We start from the raw sequence: 19,235 nt of genomic DNA on the forward strand, positions 1-19,235 counted from the left end.
ACCGGGCGACCGGATCCTGGAGATCGGCACCGGTCGACCGTGTGCACGCCAGAGGAAGCCCTGGCCGTCCGGACGGAGGGAGAGGACGAGTACGCGCTGCACGAGCTGGGAGACCGGCCGGTGTGGGACGAGGCCGTCGACGTCTACTTCCCGCGGGTGCGCCGGGCGGGGCGGTAGATGGTCCCACCCTGCTCCCGCGCGGCCAGCGCCGCCGGCACCCGGCCTGCGACCTGCGCCGACAACCGTCTCACGGCCTCCTCGACGGGCAGGAACGCGACGTCGTCCAGCTCGTCGTCCTGCGGACGGGGCGGCTCGCCGGTCACCACGCCGGCGTCGAACAGCAGATAGAGGATGGGACGCCGCCGGTGGCCGGCGGGCGGCGCCCAGTCCACCACCAGCAGCGGTCCGACGGGGAGCTGCAGCCCGAGCTCCTCGCGGAGTTCGCGGGCACACGCCGTCTCGGGCGGCTCGCCATCGTCGGCCATCCCGCCGGGGATCAGCCAGTGCGGCCGATAGGTCGGCTTGACCAGCAGGATCCCCCCTTGGGGGTTGGTGATGAGCGCGCCAGTGGCGACGTGCACGGATGCCAGCCGGGCGTAGTAGAGCTCGGGCTCGACCCAGGTCCGCGGCTGGGGGTCGTGGGGATGGGTCATGGTTCGGTGAGCGTTTCCCGGGATTGCTCGATGTAGTCGCGCACGCATCGTACGTCCTGGTACGGCCGCAGCCGGCGGTTGATCTCGCGTAGCCGGGCTTCGAGCCGTGCGGAGGTCAGGTACGGGTAGGCGGCCAGGGCGTGTCGCGCGGCCTGGCAGGCGGTGTCGAGGTCACCCCGGCCGGCATGGACGGTGGCGAGCAGCACCTGGTGCAGGGCTCGGGTGCGGACGTTGGCGTGGGGCAGGTCGAGCGCGAGACCGGCCTGCCGGGCGGCCTCGCGATACAGGCCGAGGTCGCGCATGGCGTGCATGACCGACCCGGCGTAGTGCGCCGGGGTGAAGGTCGCCAGCCAGGCGGGGTCGCCGTCCGGGTCGGACCGCTCCATCGCCTGGCCGGCGCGGCGGGTCGCCGCCCGGGTCTCATGGCGGTCGCCGGCCAGCGCCCAGCCGCGCGCTTCGACGACCGCCAGCCGCGCGGCGAGGGTGGCCGAGCAGGCGCGGCCGGCTCCGGAGCGGGCGGCGCGGGCCAGCTGGGCGGCTTCGGCCCCGTGGCCGAGGAACAGCGTCTGCGTGGCCAGGTTGGACAGGACGTGCGCGGCGTAGGCGCGGTCGCCGGCCTGGCGGGCGAGGCTGAGCGCCTGGATGAAGAACCGCTGCGCCGTCCCTTGGCCGTAGGTGTGGTGCTGGTCGAACGCCATCCAACCGGCGAGTTCCGTCAGGGAGGCGACGGCGGCGAACAACTCCCGGCCGACCACCGCGGTGTAGCGGCCGGCCAGCAGGGGGGCGGCTGCCCGGTCGAGGTGGTCGACGAGCCAGGCGAAGGCGTGGCCGCCGCCGTTGGCGCGGTCCAGGGCGACGAACTCGGCGCGAGCCTGGTGGAGACGTTCCACGTCGGTGACGCTCACCGCTCGTCTGCCTTCAGCGCGGCTGGGCGCGCAGTGTGCGGGCGAGAAATGCCAGGCGAAGCCGGCGCCGACCGCGGCGCTGAGGATGAACGCTGAGCCGGCACCGCGCCGCTGGACGACCTGCCGCCACAGACCGGACACGGCCTCGGCCACCTCTTCGCCGCCGGCAGCGACGGTGAGAGCAAGCCGGGAGCGGTCGGTGAACCCGAGGTCATCAACCGCGACGGGCCGCCCCAGCCACTCCTGGAAGATCTCTGACAGGAGGCCGGGCACGGGCGGCTCCGGGACGCGGCCTCGCAGCCACCAGTAGACGCTCGCCTGGTCGTAGCGCAGCTCCACATGGTGACGGCGCGCGGCGAGCAGGTTGACCTTGCGGGTGAGCGCGCCGTGGGAGCGTCCGCAGGCGGCGATGAGCGCCGCCAGGTCGTGGTTGGTGACAGCACGTCCCTGCATCGTGTCCGTCCTCCCGCCTGACGAACCCGCCGTCCTCCAAGCCGCGCCACCACCATAGGAGGTGGTGCCCGCCCTCCGCCGCGAAATGGGATCTGCGCAAGGCCGCGCAAGGGCGCAATGCCGGCGGGCGGGCCGCGCAACCACACGCATCTGCCGCCCGGCGGCGGCGACGGGTCTCCTGGGCCAGGACCGTTCGCGACGAGACGAGGAGAGCGCGAGATGCACGAGACGAGCGAGATCCTGGCCGAGATAGACGCACGGGTGGCGGCCAGGTGGGCGGCCACCCAGGAGGGGGACGGGGCGCCGCTGCGGGCCCCGCTAGTGATGCTGGGCACGATGGAGCGGGTCGGCTCCAACTGGCTGTCGGACACACTGCGCGTGCTCATGGACCAGCACAACGAGCCGCTGCGGCAACAGCTCGCCGCCGATCATCCGCTGTCGCCGCTCAACCCGGCCGGGGCCGGCTTGGGCGAGGCGGGGGCACGGCTGACCCCGTACAGCAGGCATTGGCTGGTGTCGTTCGCCGTGTCGAAGTACAGCCGGACCCGCCAGGTGATCAAGGAGACGAACCTGTTCTTCGCACTGCCGAACGTGCTGGCGCTGTTCCCCGACGCGCCGGTGGTCGTGCTGACGCGCAGCCCGCTCGGCGTCGCCTCCAGCTTCGCCCGCGGGAACCTGTTCGAGCGGTGGGGCTACGGCGACCGCTACCGGCGGCTAGTGACGGCCACGCGGCATGTCGACGCTCCACTGTCGCAGGCGGCGGCTCTGCTGCCGGACGACGACCCCGCCGAGCTGGTCGCGCTGGCCCGCCTGCACACTCTGAACACGGTCCTGATCGCGGCGGCGCTGGACTGCCGGCCCCGCCAGGGCGAGATCGCGTGCGTCCCGTACGAGGCGGCGGTGCGCAGTTCCGCCGGCTGGCGGACGCTGGCGCGGCTGCTGCCCGAGCTGGCCGATGTGATCAGGCCGTCTCTCGCCGCCGGCGGCAGGCCGGCCGCAGCTGAGGACACGTTCGTCACCACGGTGCCGAAGACGGTGTTGACCGCCTACCTGGAGCCAGCGGCGGCCGAGCAGGTGCGTGAGGCGGCGATGTCGAGCCTGGCGACGGCGCAGCAGGTATTCCCGCCTCGCGTCGCCGCGCTGGCGGGCGAATGGCTGGCAGGTGATCATCTGTACGAGCTGGCGCCTCCTCCTACGGTCGGGAGCAGCCGCCGCCCGCGTGCCTCGACCGAGGGGCGGGTGGAGGCCCGGTTCGTGTCCCGCGCCGGCGTGCAGTGGTGCACACTGCTGGTGTCGAACGCCGAATACGCGGGATTCCTCAACGAGCTCGCCGAGCACGGTGTGCACAACACCTGTGGCGGCTCCTACTTGCTGTGCTGCCAGATGCCGCACGAGCGCGGCGGCCGCCTGCACCACGACCCGCGCGACGGCCGGTGGACGGTCAGCCCCGGCTTCGAGGACCATCCGGCGTACTGGGTGACCTGGATCGGCGCCGCCGCCTACGCCGCCCGGCATGGGGCGCGGCTGCCGCTGCTGGAAGAGATGAAGGCCGCGATGGCGGGTGTCACCGCGTCCAACGCCGACTACCTGGTCGGCGACACCGAGCCGGTGGTCCAGCAGGGCCTGGCCGCCGGAGACATCCACCATCTAGTCGGCAACGTGCAGGTGTGGTGCGGCGACGGGCCCGATGAGGAGGGCGCACCGGTGGCCAGATGGCTGACCGGCGCCGCGTGGAACACGCCCGGCTCACCGCGGGAGGTGACGAGGCGGCGGCATCGGCATCTCGCCGGCAGCTCCCGGGGCGTCGGCATCCGGTTGGTGCGCGACGTCGGGCTGCGGGCGGTGCCCGCGCGGGAGCTGGCGGTCCTGCTGGCCGAGTGGATGGACGGCCTGGCCGAGCGGAGCCTGCCGCTGCAGGCGCTGGACTGGCGGCTTATCGACGCGCTGGAGCGGTCACAGGCCGATGTTGGCCTTGGCGCCCATGTAGGAGCCGGCGCCTGGCCAGCCGGCCCGGGCGAGATCGAGGAACCGCTGGGAGAAGCCGAGCGTCGGCAGGTCGGCCAGCCGCACGAAGCAGACGCCGCGAATGGGAGTGGTGTCGGCACCGTCGGCGACCGCGCCCACGGTGCCACCCATCCTGGTGGCCTCGAACGTCATGTGGACGACGTGGACACCGCCACCGGGCAGGTGGTCGCACACGTACAGCAGCCGGCCCACCTGGATGTCGATGCCGGTCTCCTCGCGCATCTCCCGCACCAGCGCGTCACCGATGGGCTCGCCGGGCTCGACTTTGCCGCCGGGCAGCGACCAGGAGCGGCCACTGTCGGTGTCCTGGTCCAGGAGGAGGACGCGACCGTCCTCGATGACCACGCCGGTGACTCGCACGTGCATGGCGGCACCGTATCCCAGCAGCGGTCGGCCCGGGTGGTCATTGCCGCAGGAGGACTAGGGACCCGGGTCGCGTCGTGGACGCGTTACCTGCCGAAGGAATGGCTGCCGGTGGAGGGCCGGCCCGGCATCGCCCATCTGCTGCAGGAGGTTGCCGAGGCAGGGCCGGCGCATGTCGTGGTCGTCTACCACCCGTACTACGAACGGTTCGTGTCGTGGGCGCGCCAGGCGCTGACGCCGGGCGGGCAGATCCGCTACGCGCGGGCGGCGGGTCTGCCCGCGCCCGCCGAGAGCCCGCATGAGGTGCGAATCGACTGGGTGGCGCAGCGGGGCTGCTACGCGGATCTGACGTCGCTGTTCAACGGCGCCGACCACTTCGCCTGCCAGGGCGTGGCCGGCGGCGGTGACCTGTATGTGGCGTTCGGCGACAACCTGTATCTGCCGTGCGCGTCGTACAACGCGTTGGCGGCGTTGCGGCAGGCGCCGGACGGTGTGGCGGTGCTCGGGCGTGATTTTCGGCAGGAGCTCGCCGGTCGACGTGGCGTCATCGTCACCGAGCCCGGCGTGGGAGGCACGCGCATGGTGGACCTGGTGGAGAAGCCGGACCCGGAGGCCACGAGGGCGTTGCAGGCGCGGTACGGGGCGGCGAACCTGATGCTGCTGGAGGGCCGTGCTCGCCTCGACGACGCTTTCGTCGACTTCGCTCGTCGGCAGAGCGCCGGGGCGGGGGGCGAGCCGAAGCTCGCCGTCGCGCTGGGCGAGTGCGCGCGCCACCGGCCGGTGTGGGTGGTGCCGACGCGGGCCCACGTCGTCGACCTGGGCTCGCCGGTCACCGCGTGCCTCGGGATTACGGCCAGCCGCGGCGCCCGGTGATGCGCACCGTGAGCGTCTTCACCCGCTCGTACTTCTCCGCCATGTCGTGGCCGTCGAACGCGGCCCGGCGTCGTCGTTCCTGCACAGCGTGGACGGGTAGGCGCGTTGGCGTTCGGCCCGGGTCGGCCGCGCTCGAACAGGCCCTGGTCACGGACTCCGTGACCAGGGCCTGCACGGTGGCGAGCGGCTACGGCCGGCAGCGGAACGCCCTCAGGTGGCCGGCTTCTTCCTAGTCGGGGCGCGGGGCCGGGTCGGTGGTCACCGACCTGAGCAGCGGCCTGCTCAGCGCGCCCGCCCCGATCACCCCGGCGAAGCCGAGCACCACGCACGCCACCAGCGTGGCGACCCCGGCCACGGAGACCCCGCCGATCATGAACGGCACCGCGCAGAACGCCCCCACCAGGATCGCGCCGCCGCCCATCACGGCGAGCGGGATCAGCGTCTCGGCGCGCCGCGCCCGGTCCAGCACCTCCAGCGGCGTGCCGGCCAGGCGCAGCAGCCCGTACGTCTGCCGCCGGTCCAGCACCGACGAGGCGGCCGTGATGCCCGCGCTGGCGATGGCCACCAGGAACGACACCGACAGCACCACGATCGTGCCCACGCGCACGTCGGCCAGGATCTGCTCGCCGAAGCGTCCCTCGTCGGCCTCGGTCGTCGGGGTGCGCCCGGGGACCAGCCCGGCCAGCGCGGTACGCGCCCGGTCCACCGCCGGGGCGTCCGGCGAGCCGTCCAGGGCGGCCACGACGGTCTGCTTGACGACCGTCACGCGGGCCGGTGCCCCGGCCGCCGCCAGCCGCTCGCGGGCCTGCCCGGCGACCTGCTGGGCCTGCCCGGCGGGCGCGACGACGCGCAGGTGCGCCGGGCCGGTGTCCCCGGTGAACGCGCCCGGGCTGAGCAGGCCGAGGAACCCGGCCACGAACCCGGTCAGCGCCACCCCGCTCACCGTCCGCCAGGCCGAGCGCGGGTCGTCCACCAGCCTGCGCCCGGCCAGCAACGGGGCGGGGCCGCGGGCGGCGCCCGCCGTGATCCTGCCGATGAGGCCCACCACCCACGGGCCGGCCAGGTTGAGGCACAGGAACGCCAGCCCGAGCGCCACGGCCACGATCGCCACGCTCGTCCCCCTGGTCAGCAGCGGGAAGACGGCCAGCGCGGCGAGCAGCGCGAGCACCCGGACGAACCGCATGCCGGGCGGGGTCTCCCGCCTGGCCACCCCGAGCGGGCTCACCACGACCCGCCGCAGCCCCACCACCGCCGACGCGCCCACCAGCAGCGGCACCGCCACCAGCACCCCGGCCAGGACCGCCACGTCCGGCAGCAGGTCCGCGGTGAACCAGCCGCCGCCCTGGATCTCGATCCCCGCCAGCAGCGGCACGGCCAGCGCGAACGCCACGGCCCCGGCCAGCGCCCCGGCCAGCGCCACGAGCACCGCCTCGGCCACCGTCATCCGCACCACCTGGCCCGGCGTCGCACCGACCAGCCGCAGCGCGGCCAGCCGCCGGTCGCGCCTGGCCACCGTGAGCCGGGCCGCCGCGCCCCCGAACACCAGCAGCGGCACGACCATGAGCACGCTCGCGATGACCGCGAGCACCTGGTACGCCTGCGCGTCCTCGCTCGGCGCCCCGGCCAGGCTCGCGACCCGGACCGGCGGCTTGCCGACGATCCAGTCGTCGCTGCGCGGCGCGGTCATCGCCGGCGCGTCCGGCTCGTGGCCGACGACCGCGACCAGCTCGCCGGGGAACACCAGCGCCTCCTCGCCGAGCACGCCCGCCCGGTGCGGGTAGCGCTCGCCCAGCTCGGCGGGGGGCAGCTCGCCGGCCAGGGCGGCGAGGGCGGGCGACAGCCACGTCTCGCCGGGCCTCGGGAAGCGCGGCATGCCCGGCGGCGCGGGCACGCCCTCCTTCAGCGCGGCCAGGTCCACGACGGTGATCACCCGGTCGCGGACGTAGTCGAAGCGGGACGCCTCCACCGCGACCGCGTCCCGCGCGGCGGGGACCGGGTTGCGCCAGGCGCCGCGCTCGGCCCTGGCGTCGAAGGCCACGTTCGCGGCCACGGCGAACAGCAGCAGCGCCGTGGACACGGCCACGGCGCCCAGCGTCAGCCAGGTGCCCAGCAGGCCCTTGCGCCCGCCGCCCCTGAGCAGCCGCCAGGTCAGGTCGAGGTTCACGCCGGCACCGTCCCGTGCGCCATCAGGTGGCCGTCGCGGACCTCGACCGTGCGGTCGCACCAGGCGGCCACGTTCGGGTCGTGGGTGACCACGACGATCGAGGCGCCGTTGTGCCGGGTGGCCTCCACCAGCAGGCGCATCGTGTCCTGGCCGGTGCGCTGGTCGAGCGCCCCGGTCGGCTCGTCGGCGAACACCACGGCCGGCCTGGTCACCAGCGCCCTGGCGATGGCCACCCGCTGCGCCTGCCCGCCGGACAGCTCGCCCGGCCGGCGCGTCTCCATGCCCTGCAGGCCGAGCGGCGCGAACCACTCGCGCGCCTGCCGCACCGCCTGCGCCCGGGGCACGCCGCCCAGCATGAGCGGCAGGGCCACGTTCTCCTCGGCCGGCAGCTCGGGCAGGAGCTGGCCGAACTGGAAGACGAAGCCGAAGCGGGTGCGCCGCAGCGCGCTGCGGGCGCGCTCCCCCAGCGCGTCGATGCGCTGCCCCAGCAGGTGCACCTCGCCCTGGTCCGGCCGCATGATGCCGGCCAGGCAGTGCAGCAGGGTGGACTTGCCGGACCCGCTCGGCCCCATGATGGCCACGGCCTCGCCGGCCCGTACCGCGATGTCCACGCCGCCGAGGGCGACCGTCTGCCCGAACCTCTTGGTCAGGCCCCGTCCAACAAGCACGTCGTTCATGCCCCTCAGCCTTCCGCCCGGCCTCCGGGCGGCGGATCGGCCGAGCGGTCATCCCGCCTCGGCCGAACGGCCGATCTGCCTAGAGTTGGGGCCGTGACTATTCGGGTTCTCATCGCCGACGATCAGCAACTGGTGCGTACCGGCTTTCAGATGATCTTGGACGCGCAGCCGGACATGGAGGTCGTCGCCGCGGTCGCCGACGGCGCCGAGGCGGTGGCGCAGGCGCGGCGGCTGCGCCCCGACGTGTGCCTGCTGGACATCAGGATGCCCAAGCTCGACGGGATCGAGGTGACCCGGCTGCTGGCCGGCCCCGGAGTGGACAATCCGCTGCGGGTGGTCATCGTCACGACGTTCGACCTGGACGAGTACGTCTACGGCGCGCTGCGCTCGGGCGCGACCGGCTTCCTGCTGAAGGACAGCGGCCCCACGCTGCTCATCGAGGCCGTACGGGCGGCCGCCGCCGGTGACGCGCTCGTGTCGCCGTCGGTCACCGTGCGGCTGCTGCAACACCTGGCCCAGCCCCGGCGGGCCGCGCCGCCGCCCGTGAACGACCCGCTGACCGACCGCGAGCTGGACGTCGTGCGCCTGATCGCCAGGGGCCGCACCAACCAGGAGGTGGCCGCCGAGCTGTTCGTCTCGCTGTCGACGGTCAAGACCCACCTGGGGAGCATCTTCGCCAAACTCGGTGTCCGCAATCGGGTTGAAATCGCAGCTTGGGCGTGGGAATCCGGCGTGGTGAGCTGATTAACGGCGGCGCTGCCTGGATACAAGAGAATCAGAACCACAGCGCATGGCCCGGGGGGAGAACATCGTGCGCTACACCCAGGCAGCACCACCGACCAGAGCAGCTTCGGCCGTCCACGTCACGCTCACCGCGCAGGTCCTCTCCCTCGCCGCGCTGGTGATCTTCGAGCAGACCCGGGGGCGGCAGCTCGCCGCCCAGCTCGCCGCGTTCGGCGGCCGGCCGCAGGGGGCCGCCGCGGAGGCGGTCGTGGGGGCGGTCACCGTCTTCGCGGTGCTGATGATGCTGGTGGCGGGCACCTCGATCGCGGCGGGGGCCGCGTACGTGACGTGGCTGGTGCGGGCCAGGCAGGCCAACGACCGCTCGGCCGCGACCGGGCCGGTGGCGGCCGCCTGGCTGATCCCCGGCGTCAACCTGGTGGCGCCCGCGGTGCTGGTGGACGAGATCTGGCGCGGCACCCGGCCGCCCGCGGGGCGGCGCGGCCGGTGGCTGGCGCTGCTGACCGGCTGGTGGCTGAGCTGGCTCGCCACGCTCGCGCTGGTCACGATCCGGCTGCCGCTCGCCTCCTCGGCGGGGGGCCTGACCGGGGTGGGGGTGCCTGAGCTGCTGTTCGCGGCGCTGGCCGCGCTGCTGTGCGCGGGCACCGTCCGCGAGCTGACCCGCCTCCAGCACACCGCCCGCTCCCCGCTCGCCTCCCTCCGCACCCTGCCCGCCGAGCCCGCCCCCGGCTCGACCCCGCTCACCCGCCCCACCTGACCACCACCCTCCCCAGCGAGGTGCCGTGGGGGGGTCAGGCGGCGGTGGGGCCGGAGCTGCCCGGGCTGGCGTGCCACAGGCGGCGCGGCGGGGTGACGACGGCCGGTCCGAGATCGGAGTAGGGCGACAGGCGGAAGCCGTTGGCGTACTCGACGCGCCGCCCGCCGGCCTCTCCCGCCGCGCCCGTGCCGCCCGCCGTCCCCGGTGTCCGGCGCAGCAGGGCGCGGGCCGCGTCGATGCCCCGGGCGCGCCACACGCCCTCCACCACGGTCAGGTCCCAGCAGTCCACGGCCCGCAGCGACACCGCCCGCCCGCCGGTGCGCCGCACCACCCCTCTGGCCAGCATGAGCCACGCCCCGAAGACGGTGGAGGCGCAGTGCCCCTGCACCGACTCGAAGAAGGTCAGGTCGATCGGCCCGGTCGAGTCCTCCAGCGTGGCGAAGACCACCCGCTGCCCGGAGCGCACCGCGGGCGTCTGGGTGGCCACCTTGACCCCCGCCACCAGCACCTCGGAGCCGTTGCGCCGCCGCGGCAGGTCGCGGGCCCGCACCACGCCGAGCAGGCCGAGCAGCTCGGCGTGGAAGCTGATGACGTGCCGGCTGACGTCGATGCCGAGGATCTCCAGCTCCGCCTCGACCATCTCGGCCTCGGTCATCTCGGGCAGCTCGCCGGGCGGCAGGCGCTCGGTGAACCCCAGCGGGAGCTGCGCGCCGGCGGCCGGCGACCGCTCCAGCACGCCGATCCTGGCGATCAGGTCGCGCCGGGTCAGCTCGCCGGGCCGCCAGCGCGGCCCGCCCGGGCGCAGGCCGTGCAGCGCGTCCAGGCCGCCGACCTGGACGATCCGCTCGATGGTGGGCCGCGAGGGCCGGGCCCGGTCCCAGAAGTCGGCCAGCGACGTGTACGGCTGCCCGGCCACCATGCGCTCGACCTCGGCCCCGGTCACCCCTCTGATCGCCGAGAACGGCACCCGCAGCGCGTACCCCTTGCCGATGTCGCCGGCCCGGAACTCCCGCCGCGGCGCCTCCGGGGAGCCGCCGGGCCGCGGCGGCCGCACCCGCACCGGCACGCGCGGCCCGAGCCGCTCCACCCGCCAGTGCTCGCCGGACCTGTTGATGTCGAGCGGCAGGATCCTGACCCCGCACTGCCGGGCCTCGTCGATGACGACCCGCGCCGGGTACATGCCGGGGTCGTGGGTGAGCACCCCGGCGAAGAACGCCGCCGCGTGGTGCCGCTTCAGCCAGGCCGACTGGTAGGTGGGCAGCGCGAACGCCGCCGCGTGCGCCTTGCAGAAGCCGAACCCGCCGAAGGCGTCCAGCACCCGCCAGACCCGCTCCACGTCCGCGTCGGCGAAGCCGTTGGCCCTGGCCAGGGGGACGAACGCGGCGCGCACCCGCTCCCGCCCCTCGGGCGTGGCGAGCGTGCGCCGCAGCGTCTCGGCGAACGACAGGTCGCGCCCGGTCATCACCGAGATGATCTTCAGCACCTGCTCGTGGAACACCACGACGCCGTGCGTCTCGCGCAGCGCCTCCCGCAGCCGCTCGTGGGGGTAGGACGGCTGCCGCCACCCCTGCCGGGCCTCCAGGTAGGGGGTGATCATGTCGGAGTTGACCGGTCCTGGCCGGAACAGCGAGATGTCCACGATCAGGTCGTGCATCGTGCGCGGCTCCAGCTTGGCGACCAGCTCCCGCTGGCCGGGCGACTCGATCTGGAAGCAGCCGATCGTGCGGGCGGCGCGGATCAGGTCGTAGGTGTCCTGGTCGTCGTGGGGGACGTACTGGACGGCGGGGTCGTCGCCGCCGGGGGTGTCCAGCTCGACGGTGACGTCGTCCACCCGCTTGATCTCGCTCAGCGCGTACGCCATCGCCGACTGCATGCGCACGCCGAGCACGTCCAGCTTGAGCAGCCCGGCCTCCTCCACGTCGTCCTTGTCGAACTGCGACATCGGGAACTCCAGCAGGCTGCGCTCGACCGGCGTGCGGTCCAGGAGCCCGGCGTTGCCGACGAGCACGCCGCACGGGTGCAGCGCGACGTGCCGGGGCAGCCCGTCGAGCTTCTCGGCCAGCCGGAACACCCGCTCCAGCCCGGCCTCGCCGAGCCGGCTGTCGCGCAGCTCCGGCAGGTCGTTCAGGGAGGCGGTGATCTGCCCTGCGCGGACGTGCGGGAACGCCTTGGCGATCGTGTCGATCTCGTGCGGCGGCAGGCTCATCGCGGCGGCGACGTCGCGGACGGCGCTGCGTGCCCGGTAGGTCTCCATCATGGACACGCAGGCCACGCGGTCCTCGCCGTACCGCTCGAAGATCGCCCGGTAGCAGTCGAGGCGGCGGGCGGACTCGACGTCCACGTCGATGTCGGGCAGCCCGATGCGGCCCTCGGACAGGAAGCGCTCCATGAGCAGGCCGTGGTCGAGCGGGTTGATCTCGCCGATGCCGAGGAGGTAGGTGACCAGGCTGCCGGCGCCCGAGCCGCGGATGGCGCAGCGCACGCCCATGCCGCGGATCAGGTCGGTGATGCCGGCCACCGCGATGAAGTAGCCGGACAGGCGCCTGCGCTCGATGATCGCCATCTCCTCCCCGAGCCGGCCGCGGGCCGCGGCGTCGCGGCCGAGACCGCGCCGGAGCAGGCCGTCCTCGACGCGGTGGCGCAGCAGCGGCACCGGGTCGCGGCCGATCTCGGGCAGCAGCAGGCGGGGCGGGTCGCCGCGGAGGGCGAGCAGCCGCGCCGGGTCCATCGCGCACGCCTCGGCCAGCCGCCGGGTGGTGTGCAGCAGCCGCGCCACCCGCTCCTGGTCGGCGGCGCAGACCTTGGCCGCCACCCGCCCCATCTCCTCGGTGCTCTTGAGGTAGGCGTGCGAGGTGGTGCCCTCCGGGTGGCGCGGGTGCAGGGGGACGCGCCGGCGGGCCGCGTCGAGCACGTCGCCGACCTGGTGGTCGGCCGGGTCGAGGTAGCGCACCGCGTTGGTGAGCACGGCGGGCACGCCCATGGACTCGGCCAGGCCGAGCATGCGCACGGCGGTGGTGGCGTCGCGGAAGCCGTACTGGTCGACCAGCTCGATCACCGTGCCGGGCACCGCGGCCCGCCACCGGCCGAGCAGCGCGCGGGCGTGCTCGTCGCGCCGCTCGGCCACCGCGCGGCCCACGTCGGAGCGGGGGCCGAGCAGCACCACCAGCCCGTCGTGGGAGCCGAACCCGTGGTCGCCGCCCGGCTCGCCGGCCCACGCGCCGACCAGCTCGCGGGTGACCCTCGGCGCGCCGCGCTCGCCGGCCCGGTGGGCGGCGGTGACCAGGCGGGCCAGGCGCGACCAGCCCTCGCCGCGGGCCAGCACGGTGACGCGGTCGGCGGCGTCCCGGCCGGTGCGGGGGCGCGCGGCGGGCATGCCGGGCGCCGGGCCGGCCGGCGGGGCGTCGAGCGCCAGGCTCACCCCGACGACCGGCGCGATCCCGGCCTCCGCGCACGCCTGGACGTGCTTGACCGCGCCGTAGAGGCCGTCGCGGTCGGCCAGGGCGAGGATGTCCATGCCGTGGTCGGCGGCGCGGCGGGCGAGGGCCCGGGGGAAGGCGGTGCCGTAGCGCATGGAGTAGGCGGAGCACACGTTGAGGTGCGGGAACGGGGGCGCCATCAGTCCCACGCCCTCAGCAGCAGCCAGCCGTCGCTCGCGGTGTCGTAGCGCAGCTCGTAGGAGCCGACCTCGCGGCCGGGGGCCGCCTCCACGCGCCAGAACCAGCGCTCGCCCGGATCGCCCTCGTTCGTCTTCCACCACTCGCGCGCGACCACCCAGTGGTCGAGGACGCGGCGGACCAGGTAGAGCCGGTCGCGCCAGACGAACTGCGTGGGCTCACCGTCCCTCGTCCACACCTCTATCGGATCGCCATAGAGTCTGCTCAAGACGCTTCTCCCCGCGGCTCTGGTCGTTGTTCGTGAGCCACCCGGGGGAAGGCGGGCGCTATGAATCGAACATATGTTCTCCGCGCCCGGAACGCAAGTCGAGAGCCTGCCGCGCGAGCGGGTTCGCGCCGATCGAGTTGCGGATGCTGAAGGCCACGCTGCCTGCGCGGTAGCGGTCGTCGGAGGACTCCACCGGGCGGCCCTCGTGGGTCGTGGTGGTGCGGCGCTGGCGCAGCAGCGGGCTGCCGCGGCGCACCCCCAGCAGGCGGGCGTCCTGGGAGCCGGCGGCCACCGCGTCGATGAGGTGCTCGCCGTAGGCGAACACGAGCCCGATGGCGTCGTACAGGGCCTGGGTGACCGACTCGCAGTCGGCGGGCAGCGCCTCGACGGCGGGGGCCACCCAGGCGGCGTACACCGTCCGCTCGACCAGCACCGGCTCGCCCTCCAGCGTGCGCAGGCGCAGCACCTCCAGCACCTCTCCCCCGCCCAGCCGGGCCGCCTCGGCGGCGCCGGCCCGGCGGCGGCGCTGCTCGATCACCCGGCCGCCGAAGCGGTGGCCGCCCGCGCGCGCCCACTGCGCGAAGCTGTGCAGCTCGGCGAAGCTCTGGCTGCGCGCGGCGCCGGGCGTGCCGCCGGGAGCCGCGCTGGGAGCCGCGTCGGGCATCGTGCCGGGCACCGTGCTCGGCAGCACGACGCGCCGGGCGCCCTGCCGGGAGCCCACCAGGCCCTCGGCGGCCAGCACGGCCACGGCTTGGCGTACGGTGCCGCGTGCCACGCCGTACCGGCCGGCCAGCTCGGCCTCGCTGGGGAGCTGCGAGCCGGCCGGACGCGCGCCGGACAGGATGCCCTCCCGCAGGTCATCGGCGATCAGTTCATAGCGCGCAACCACGCCCGCCCCTTCCCATTCATGAAAGAGCAACATTCGTGCGACTAACTGATGCTCGCTTGTTTGTACAAGTTCGCCTACTTTCATGCCATACCCCCAGCACAGTGGAGGCGTCGTGTTCTCACCTCGCGCCCGCGCGGCCGGAGTCGCCGCGGCCCTGACCCTCGTAACCGCGGCGTGCGGCGCCGCCCCCGGCACCCAGCGGACCGGCCAGACCTCACCCGGCGGGGTGAACGCCGCCACCGCCACCTCCGCCGCCGACTTCGGCGGGCTGGACAAGCTCGTCGAGGCGGCGAAGAAGGAGGGCACGCTGCACGTCATCGCCCTGCCGCCGGACTGGGCGAACTACGGCGAGATCATCGAGAAGTTCCAGGCCAAGTACGGCATCAAGATCGAGAGCGAGACCCCGGACGCGTCCAGCGCCGACGAGATCAACGCCGTCAAGACCCGCAAGGGCCAGGACCGCGCCCCCGACGTGCTCGACCTCGGCCAGTCGTTCGCGCTCAGCGGGGCGGGCGAGGGACTGTTCGCGCCCTACAAGGTGCAGGGCTTCGACAGGATCCCCGAGGGCCAGAAGGAGCCGACCGGCCTCTGGGTCAACGACTACGGCGGCTACGTGTCCATCGGCTGCGACGCCAAGAAGATCACCACCTGCCCCACCAGTTACAAGGACCTGCTCAAGCCCGAGTACAAGGGCAAGGTCGCGATGAACGGCAACCCCACCAAGGCGGGCTCGGCCTTCGCCGGCGTGTACGCCGCCGCCCTGGCCAACGGCGGCTCCTTCGACGACATCCAGCCCGGCATCGACTTCTTCAAGAAGCTCAAGGACGCCGGCAACTACAACCCCGTCGAGACCACCCCGGCCACCATCGAGAAGGGCGAGACCCAGATCAGCATCGACTGGGACTACAACAACGCCGCCTACGCCCCCCAGATGGCCGGCAAGGGCATCGACTGGAAGGTGAACGTCCCCACCGACGGCAAGTACTTCCAGATGTACGCCCAGGCCATCAACAAGGACGCCCCGCACCCGGCCGCCGCCCGGCTGTGGCAGGAGTACCTCTACAGCGCCGAGGGCCAGAACCTGTTCCTCAAGGGCTTCGCGCGGCCCGTGCTGCTGCCCGCCATGACCGCCGACGGGACCGTGGACAAGGCGCTGGCGGGCAAGCTGCCCCAGGTGGAGGGCGAGCCCACGTTCCCCACCAGCCGGCAGGTGGACGCGGCCAAGGCCAAGCTGGCCGGCGGCTGGGACGCCGCGATCTCGGGATGAGCCGCCCCCGATCGAGCGGCCGGTCTGGCGGCTGGCTGGGCGCGCTGCCCCTGCTGGTGTTCTTCGCGCTCGTCTTCGGCGTGCCCGCCGTGGCGCTGGTGGCGGGGGCGTTCACCGCGCAGGGCCGGCCGAGCCTCGACAACCTGGCGCTGAGCCTGCGGGGCGGCTACCTGACCGCCCTGCTCGGCAGCGTGAAGCTGTCGGCCGTGGTGGCGCTGTCGGGGGCCGTGCTCGGCACGTTCCTCGCCCACGCCGTCGTGACCTCCCGCTTCCGGCTGCTGCGCGAGGCGGTGCTGACCGCCTCCGGCGTGCTGGCCAACTTCGGCGGGGTGCCGCTGGCCTTCTTCTGGATCGCCACGCTCGGCAACTCCGGCGTGGTCAGCGGGCCGGCCGGGCTGCCGTCGGGCGCGCTGTACACGTTCTGGGGCCTCGCCGTGGTCTACCTGTACTTCTCGATCCCGCTCATGGTGCTGGTCATGGCGCCGGCGCTGGACGGGCTGCGGCCGCAGTGGCGGGAGGCGGCGGCCAACAGCGGCGCCACCGCCTGGCACTACTGGCGCTACGTGGCGCTGCCGGTGCTGGCCCCGGCCATGCTGGGCGGGGTGGTGCTGCTGTTCGGCTCGGCCTTCTCCGCCTACGCCACCGCCAACGCCATGGTCGGCACCGTCGTGCCCCTCGTCACCCTGAAGATCGCCGCCGCGCTCACCGGCGACGTGCTGATCGGCTACGAGAACATCGCGCTGGCCCTCAGCCTCGACATGATCGTGGTGGCCGGCCTGGTGATGGCGGTCTACCTGCCGCTGCAGAGGAGGACGTCCCGATGGTTGCACTGACCGGGCTGGAGCCCGCCGCCCCCACGGCTCCCGCCGCCCCCGCCGCCAGGGCTCGGGTGTGGCGCGGCGTGGTGTTCCTGCTGGCCGCGCTCTACTTCCTCGTCCCGCTCGGGGCCTCGCTGTGGTACACGCTCTACACGCCCGCGGCCGGGGTGTCGTTCGCGCCCTACGGCGAGCTGCTGGCGGCCGAGGGCTTCGCCCGCTCGCTGCTGCTGTCGCTGGGCCTCGCGGCGGCCACGATCGCCGTGGTGCTGCTGCTGGCGCTGCCGGCGATGCTGGCCGTGCGGCTGTTCGCGCCGCGGCTGCGGCCGGTCATGGAGGTGCTGTGCACGTTGCCGCTGGTGGTGCCGCCGATCACGTTCGTGGCGGGGCTGGCCACGTCGTTGCGGGCCGGGACCGACGTGCTCGCGCCGACGCCGTTCTGGGCCACGATCATCGCGGTGCAGGACCCGGGGTTCCCGGTCGTGCTGGTGCTGGCGTACGTGGTGCTGGTGCTGCCGTTCGTGTACCGGTCGCTGGACGCCGGGCTGCGCACGATGGACGTGCGGACGCTGGTGGAGGCGGCCCGTAACCTGGGGGCCTCGTGGCCGTACGTGCTGCTCCGGGTCGTCGTGCCCAACCTGCGCCCGGCCCTGGCCAGCGCGTCGTTCCTGACGCTGGCGCTGGTGCTGGGCGAGTACACCGTGGCGAGCCTGCTGGGCTACCAGCCGTTCGCGGTGTGGATCGTGACCGTCTCCGGGTCGAGGGGGCAGCTCTCGGTGGCCGTCTCGATCCTCAGCCTGCTGATCATCTGGCTGCTGTTGCTGGCCGTGTCCACCGTCTTCGGTAGGGAGAGGAAATCATGACCGCTCCGGCTGCTGGGCCGGCCTCCGGGCCGGCTCCCGGGTCGGCCTCCGTGGAGTTCCGGGGGCTGCGGCGCGCGTTCGGCAGGACGGTCGCGCTGGACGGCCTCGACCTGGTCGTCGCGCCCGGCGAGCTCGTCGCCCTGCTCGGGCCGTCGGGCTGCGGCAAGACGACCGCGCTGCGGTGCGTGGCCGGCTTCGAGCGGCCCGACTCGGGCGCGGTGCTCGTGGACGGCGAGGACGTCACCGCCGTGCCCGCCAACAAGCGCGACGCCGGCATGGTGTTCCAGTCGTACTCGCTGTTCCCCAACCTCAACGCCCGCGACAACGTCTCCTTCGGCCTGCGCGTGCGCAAGGTGCCCGCCGCCACCCGGCGGGCCCGCGCCGACGAGCTGCTGGAGCTGGTCGGCCTCCCCCAGCACGCCGACCGCTACCCCCACCAGCTCTCCGGCGGCCAGCAGCAGCGGGTCGCGCTGGCCCGCGCGCTCGCCCTGGAGCCGCGCGTGCTGCTGCTGGACGAGCCGCTGTCGGCGCTGGACGCCAAGGTACGCCTCACGCTGCGCGAGGAGATCCGGCGGCTCCAGCTCGACCTCGGCATCACCACCATCTTCGTCACCCACGACCAGGAGGAGGCGCTGTCGATCGCCGACCGGGTGGCGGTGCTGCGGGACGGGCGGCTGGAGCAGGTGGGCGCGCCCGCCGAGGTGTACGACCGGCCCGCGACGCCGTTCGTGGCGGAGTTCGTCGGCACCATGAACCATCTGGCCGGGCGGCTCGACGGCGACCGGGTGAGCGTGCTGGGCCGGCTCCTGCCCGTGGACGGGCCCGTCCCCGCCACCGGCGAGAGGGACGTGGACGTGCTGGTCCGGCCGGAGGCCGTCCGGGTGTCGCCCGCCGGGGACGGCGCCGCCGGGGAAGGGCCCGCCGGGGAAGGGGTCGCCGAGGTGGTCGCGGCGTCCTTCCGCGGCGCCTCCGTCCGGCTGCGGCTCGCCGTGGACGGCGGCGAGGTGCTGGCCGACGTGCCCGGCCACGAGGCGGCCCGGCTGGGGCCGGGGACGCGGGTCACGGTGCGGCTGGTGGAGCGGCCCGTGCTGGTGGCGGCCCGTACGGCCCCGGTGCCCGCCCCCGTCGTGGCCGCCGATGCGCTCTGACCCCGACGCCGTCCTGCTGGACCTGGACGGGACCCTGGTGGACACCGAGGGGTTGTGGTGGGAGGCGGTCGCGGCCGTGGCCGGGCGGCTCGGGCGGCGGCTCGGACCGGACGACGTCCCGCACGTCCGCGGCCGCACCGCCATCGACACCGCCGCCCACCTCCTCCACACCACTCCCACTCCTCCCGCCACCGCCCTCCCCCCGGACACCGCTCCTCCCGCCACCGCTCCCCTGCCGGACGCCAAGGCGCCGGACGGCGGGGCGCCGGACGACAGGGTGCCGGTCGAGTGTCTGGCCGGTCGGCTGGTCGACGCCTTCGCCGAACGCCTCGCCCGGGACGTGCCCGTGCTGCCCGGCGCCCGCGAGCTCCTCGCCGGGCTGGCCGCCGCGTCCATCCCGACGGCCCTGGTCACCGCCTCCCCGCGCCGCGTGGTCGACCTGGTGCTCCCCCGCCTGCGCCACTCGTTCCACCTGGTCATCGCCGACGGGGACACGGCGCGCGGCAAGCCGTACCCGGACCCGTACCTGGAGGCGGCCCGCCGTCTCGGCACCTCACCCGCACGCTGCGTGGCCGTCGAGGACAGCCCGGCGGGCATCGCGGCCGCCACGTCGGCGGGCTGCCGCGTCCTGGCGGTGACCCCGCGAAGCGGCCTCCCCTCAGCTCACCACGTACGCACTTTCGCGTCCCCCCGCGGAGAAACTCTTCGTTAGAGGACCTGAAAGTGTAGGATCCGAGCAGGATCCATGCGAGGAGAGAAC

16 protein-coding genes and 2 pseudogenes are annotated in these 19,235 nt (G+C 74.3%); 10 read left to right on the forward strand and 8 right to left on the reverse strand.

The features are described from left to right. Positions 1-39: 39 nt before the first annotated feature. Positions 40-177 carry a hypothetical protein gene (locus AB0H75_RS27325; protein WP_367800861.1) on the forward strand — a complete coding sequence of 46 codons (138 nt, stop codon included), beginning with the start codon at positions 40-42 and terminating at the stop codon, positions 175-177. Here the strand turns inward: AB0H75_RS27325 and AB0H75_RS27330 are convergent. Continuing rightward, a complete protein-coding gene (locus AB0H75_RS27330) occupies positions 144-653 on the reverse strand; it encodes an NUDIX domain-containing protein (RefSeq protein WP_367800862.1) in 510 nt (169 codons plus the stop codon). The genes AB0H75_RS27325 and AB0H75_RS27330 overlap by 34 nt on opposite strands. Next, positions 650-2,011: a hypothetical protein gene (locus AB0H75_RS27335; protein WP_367800864.1), complete on the reverse strand. Its 1,362-nt coding sequence runs from the start codon at positions 2,009-2,011 to the stop codon at positions 650-652. Before AB0H75_RS27335 ends, AB0H75_RS27330 begins: the two co-directional genes overlap by 4 nt. 1,089 nt (positions 2,012-3,100) lie before the next feature. Between AB0H75_RS27335 and AB0H75_RS27340 the strand changes: the two are divergent. After that, positions 3,101-3,622, forward strand: a pseudogene (locus AB0H75_RS27340) (SUMF1/EgtB/PvdO family nonheme iron enzyme); the annotation flags it as partial. Between the two features lie 342 nt (positions 3,623-3,964). Here AB0H75_RS27340 and AB0H75_RS27345 read toward each other — a convergent pair. Further along, the gene (locus AB0H75_RS27345) at positions 3,965-4,402 is read right to left on the reverse strand and encodes an NUDIX domain-containing protein (protein ID WP_367801366.1); all 438 of its coding nucleotides are present in this window, start codon (positions 4,400-4,402) and stop codon (positions 3,965-3,967) included. Between the two features lie 48 nt (positions 4,403-4,450). Here AB0H75_RS27345 and AB0H75_RS27350 point away from each other — a divergent pair. After that, positions 4,451-5,272, forward strand: a pseudogene (locus AB0H75_RS27350) (hypothetical protein); the annotation flags it as partial. 229 nt (positions 5,273-5,501) lie between these two features. Here the strand turns inward: AB0H75_RS27350 and AB0H75_RS27355 are convergent. Both AB0H75_RS27355 and AB0H75_RS27360 read right to left on the reverse strand, forming a co-directional pair. Then, positions 5,502-7,436, reverse strand: a complete 1,935-nt coding sequence (locus tag AB0H75_RS27355; protein WP_367800866.1) for an FtsX-like permease family protein — start codon at positions 7,434-7,436, stop codon at positions 5,502-5,504. Continuing rightward, positions 7,433-8,113, reverse strand: coding sequence for an ABC transporter ATP-binding protein (locus tag AB0H75_RS27360; protein ID WP_367800868.1), 681 nt, complete (start codon positions 8,111-8,113; stop codon positions 7,433-7,435). The genes AB0H75_RS27355 and AB0H75_RS27360 overlap by 4 nt, the downstream gene beginning before the upstream one ends. A gap of 93 nt (positions 8,114-8,206) precedes the next feature. On the opposite strand from AB0H75_RS27360, the gene AB0H75_RS27365 reads away from it, so the two are divergent. Then, positions 8,207-8,857 carry a response regulator gene (locus tag AB0H75_RS27365; protein ID WP_367800870.1) on the forward strand — a complete coding sequence of 217 codons (651 nt, stop codon included), beginning with the start codon at positions 8,207-8,209 and terminating at the stop codon, positions 8,855-8,857. 67 nt (positions 8,858-8,924) lie between these two features. Continuing rightward, positions 8,925-9,611: a DUF4328 domain-containing protein gene (locus AB0H75_RS27370; protein ID WP_367800872.1), complete on the forward strand. Its 687-nt coding sequence runs from the start codon at positions 8,925-8,927 to the stop codon at positions 9,609-9,611. Positions 9,612-9,645: 34 nt separating this feature from the next. Here AB0H75_RS27370 and AB0H75_RS27375 read toward each other — a convergent pair whose 3' ends face one another. From AB0H75_RS27375 to AB0H75_RS27385, 3 genes are read right to left on the reverse strand one after another with little or no spacing between them, the layout of a single operon-like run. Beyond that, a complete protein-coding gene (locus tag AB0H75_RS27375) occupies positions 9,646-13,227 on the reverse strand; it encodes a DNA polymerase III subunit alpha (RefSeq protein WP_367800874.1) in 3,582 nt (1,193 codons plus the stop codon). Beyond that, positions 13,227-13,493, reverse strand: coding sequence for a DUF6504 family protein (locus AB0H75_RS27380; protein ID WP_367800876.1), 267 nt, complete (start codon positions 13,491-13,493; stop codon positions 13,227-13,229). The genes AB0H75_RS27375 and AB0H75_RS27380 overlap by 1 nt, the downstream gene beginning before the upstream one ends. 58 nt (positions 13,494-13,551) lie before the next feature. Next, positions 13,552-14,382: a GntR family transcriptional regulator gene (locus AB0H75_RS27385; RefSeq protein WP_367800878.1), complete on the reverse strand. Its 831-nt coding sequence runs from the start codon at positions 14,380-14,382 to the stop codon at positions 13,552-13,554. A 112-nt stretch (positions 14,383-14,494) separates the two neighbouring features. Between AB0H75_RS27385 and AB0H75_RS27390 the strand changes: the two genes are divergently transcribed. Genes AB0H75_RS27390 through AB0H75_RS27410 form a run of 5 tightly spaced genes read left to right on the forward strand, consistent with a single transcriptional unit; the run spans position 14,495 to position 19,187 of the window. Beyond that, a complete protein-coding gene (locus AB0H75_RS27390; RefSeq protein ID WP_367800880.1) occupies positions 14,495-15,649 on the forward strand; it encodes an ABC transporter substrate-binding protein in 1,155 nt (384 codons plus the stop codon). After that, complete coding sequence (locus tag AB0H75_RS27395; protein ID WP_367800882.1) at positions 15,646-16,482, forward strand: ABC transporter permease; 837 nt, start codon at positions 15,646-15,648, stop codon at positions 16,480-16,482. The genes AB0H75_RS27390 and AB0H75_RS27395 overlap by 4 nt, the downstream gene beginning before the upstream one ends. After that, on the forward strand, positions 16,470-17,327 hold the full coding sequence (locus AB0H75_RS27400) for an ABC transporter permease (protein WP_367800884.1): 858 nt from the start codon (positions 16,470-16,472) through the stop codon (positions 17,325-17,327). Before AB0H75_RS27395 ends, AB0H75_RS27400 begins: the two co-directional genes overlap by 13 nt. Further along, positions 17,324-18,475: an ABC transporter ATP-binding protein gene (locus AB0H75_RS27405; RefSeq protein WP_367800886.1), complete on the forward strand. Its 1,152-nt coding sequence runs from the start codon at positions 17,324-17,326 to the stop codon at positions 18,473-18,475. The genes AB0H75_RS27400 and AB0H75_RS27405 overlap by 4 nt, the downstream gene beginning before the upstream one ends. Beyond that, entirely contained in the window at positions 18,465-19,187 is a 723-nt protein-coding gene (locus tag AB0H75_RS27410) for an HAD family hydrolase (protein ID WP_367800888.1), read from the forward strand. The genes AB0H75_RS27405 and AB0H75_RS27410 overlap by 11 nt, the downstream gene beginning before the upstream one ends. Positions 19,188-19,235: the final 48 nt, after the last annotated feature.

The sequence above is a fragment of the Nonomuraea sp. NPDC050783 genome, from assembly GCF_040802095.1.
GTDB lineage: Bacteria > Actinomycetota > Actinomycetes > Streptosporangiales > Streptosporangiaceae > Nonomuraea.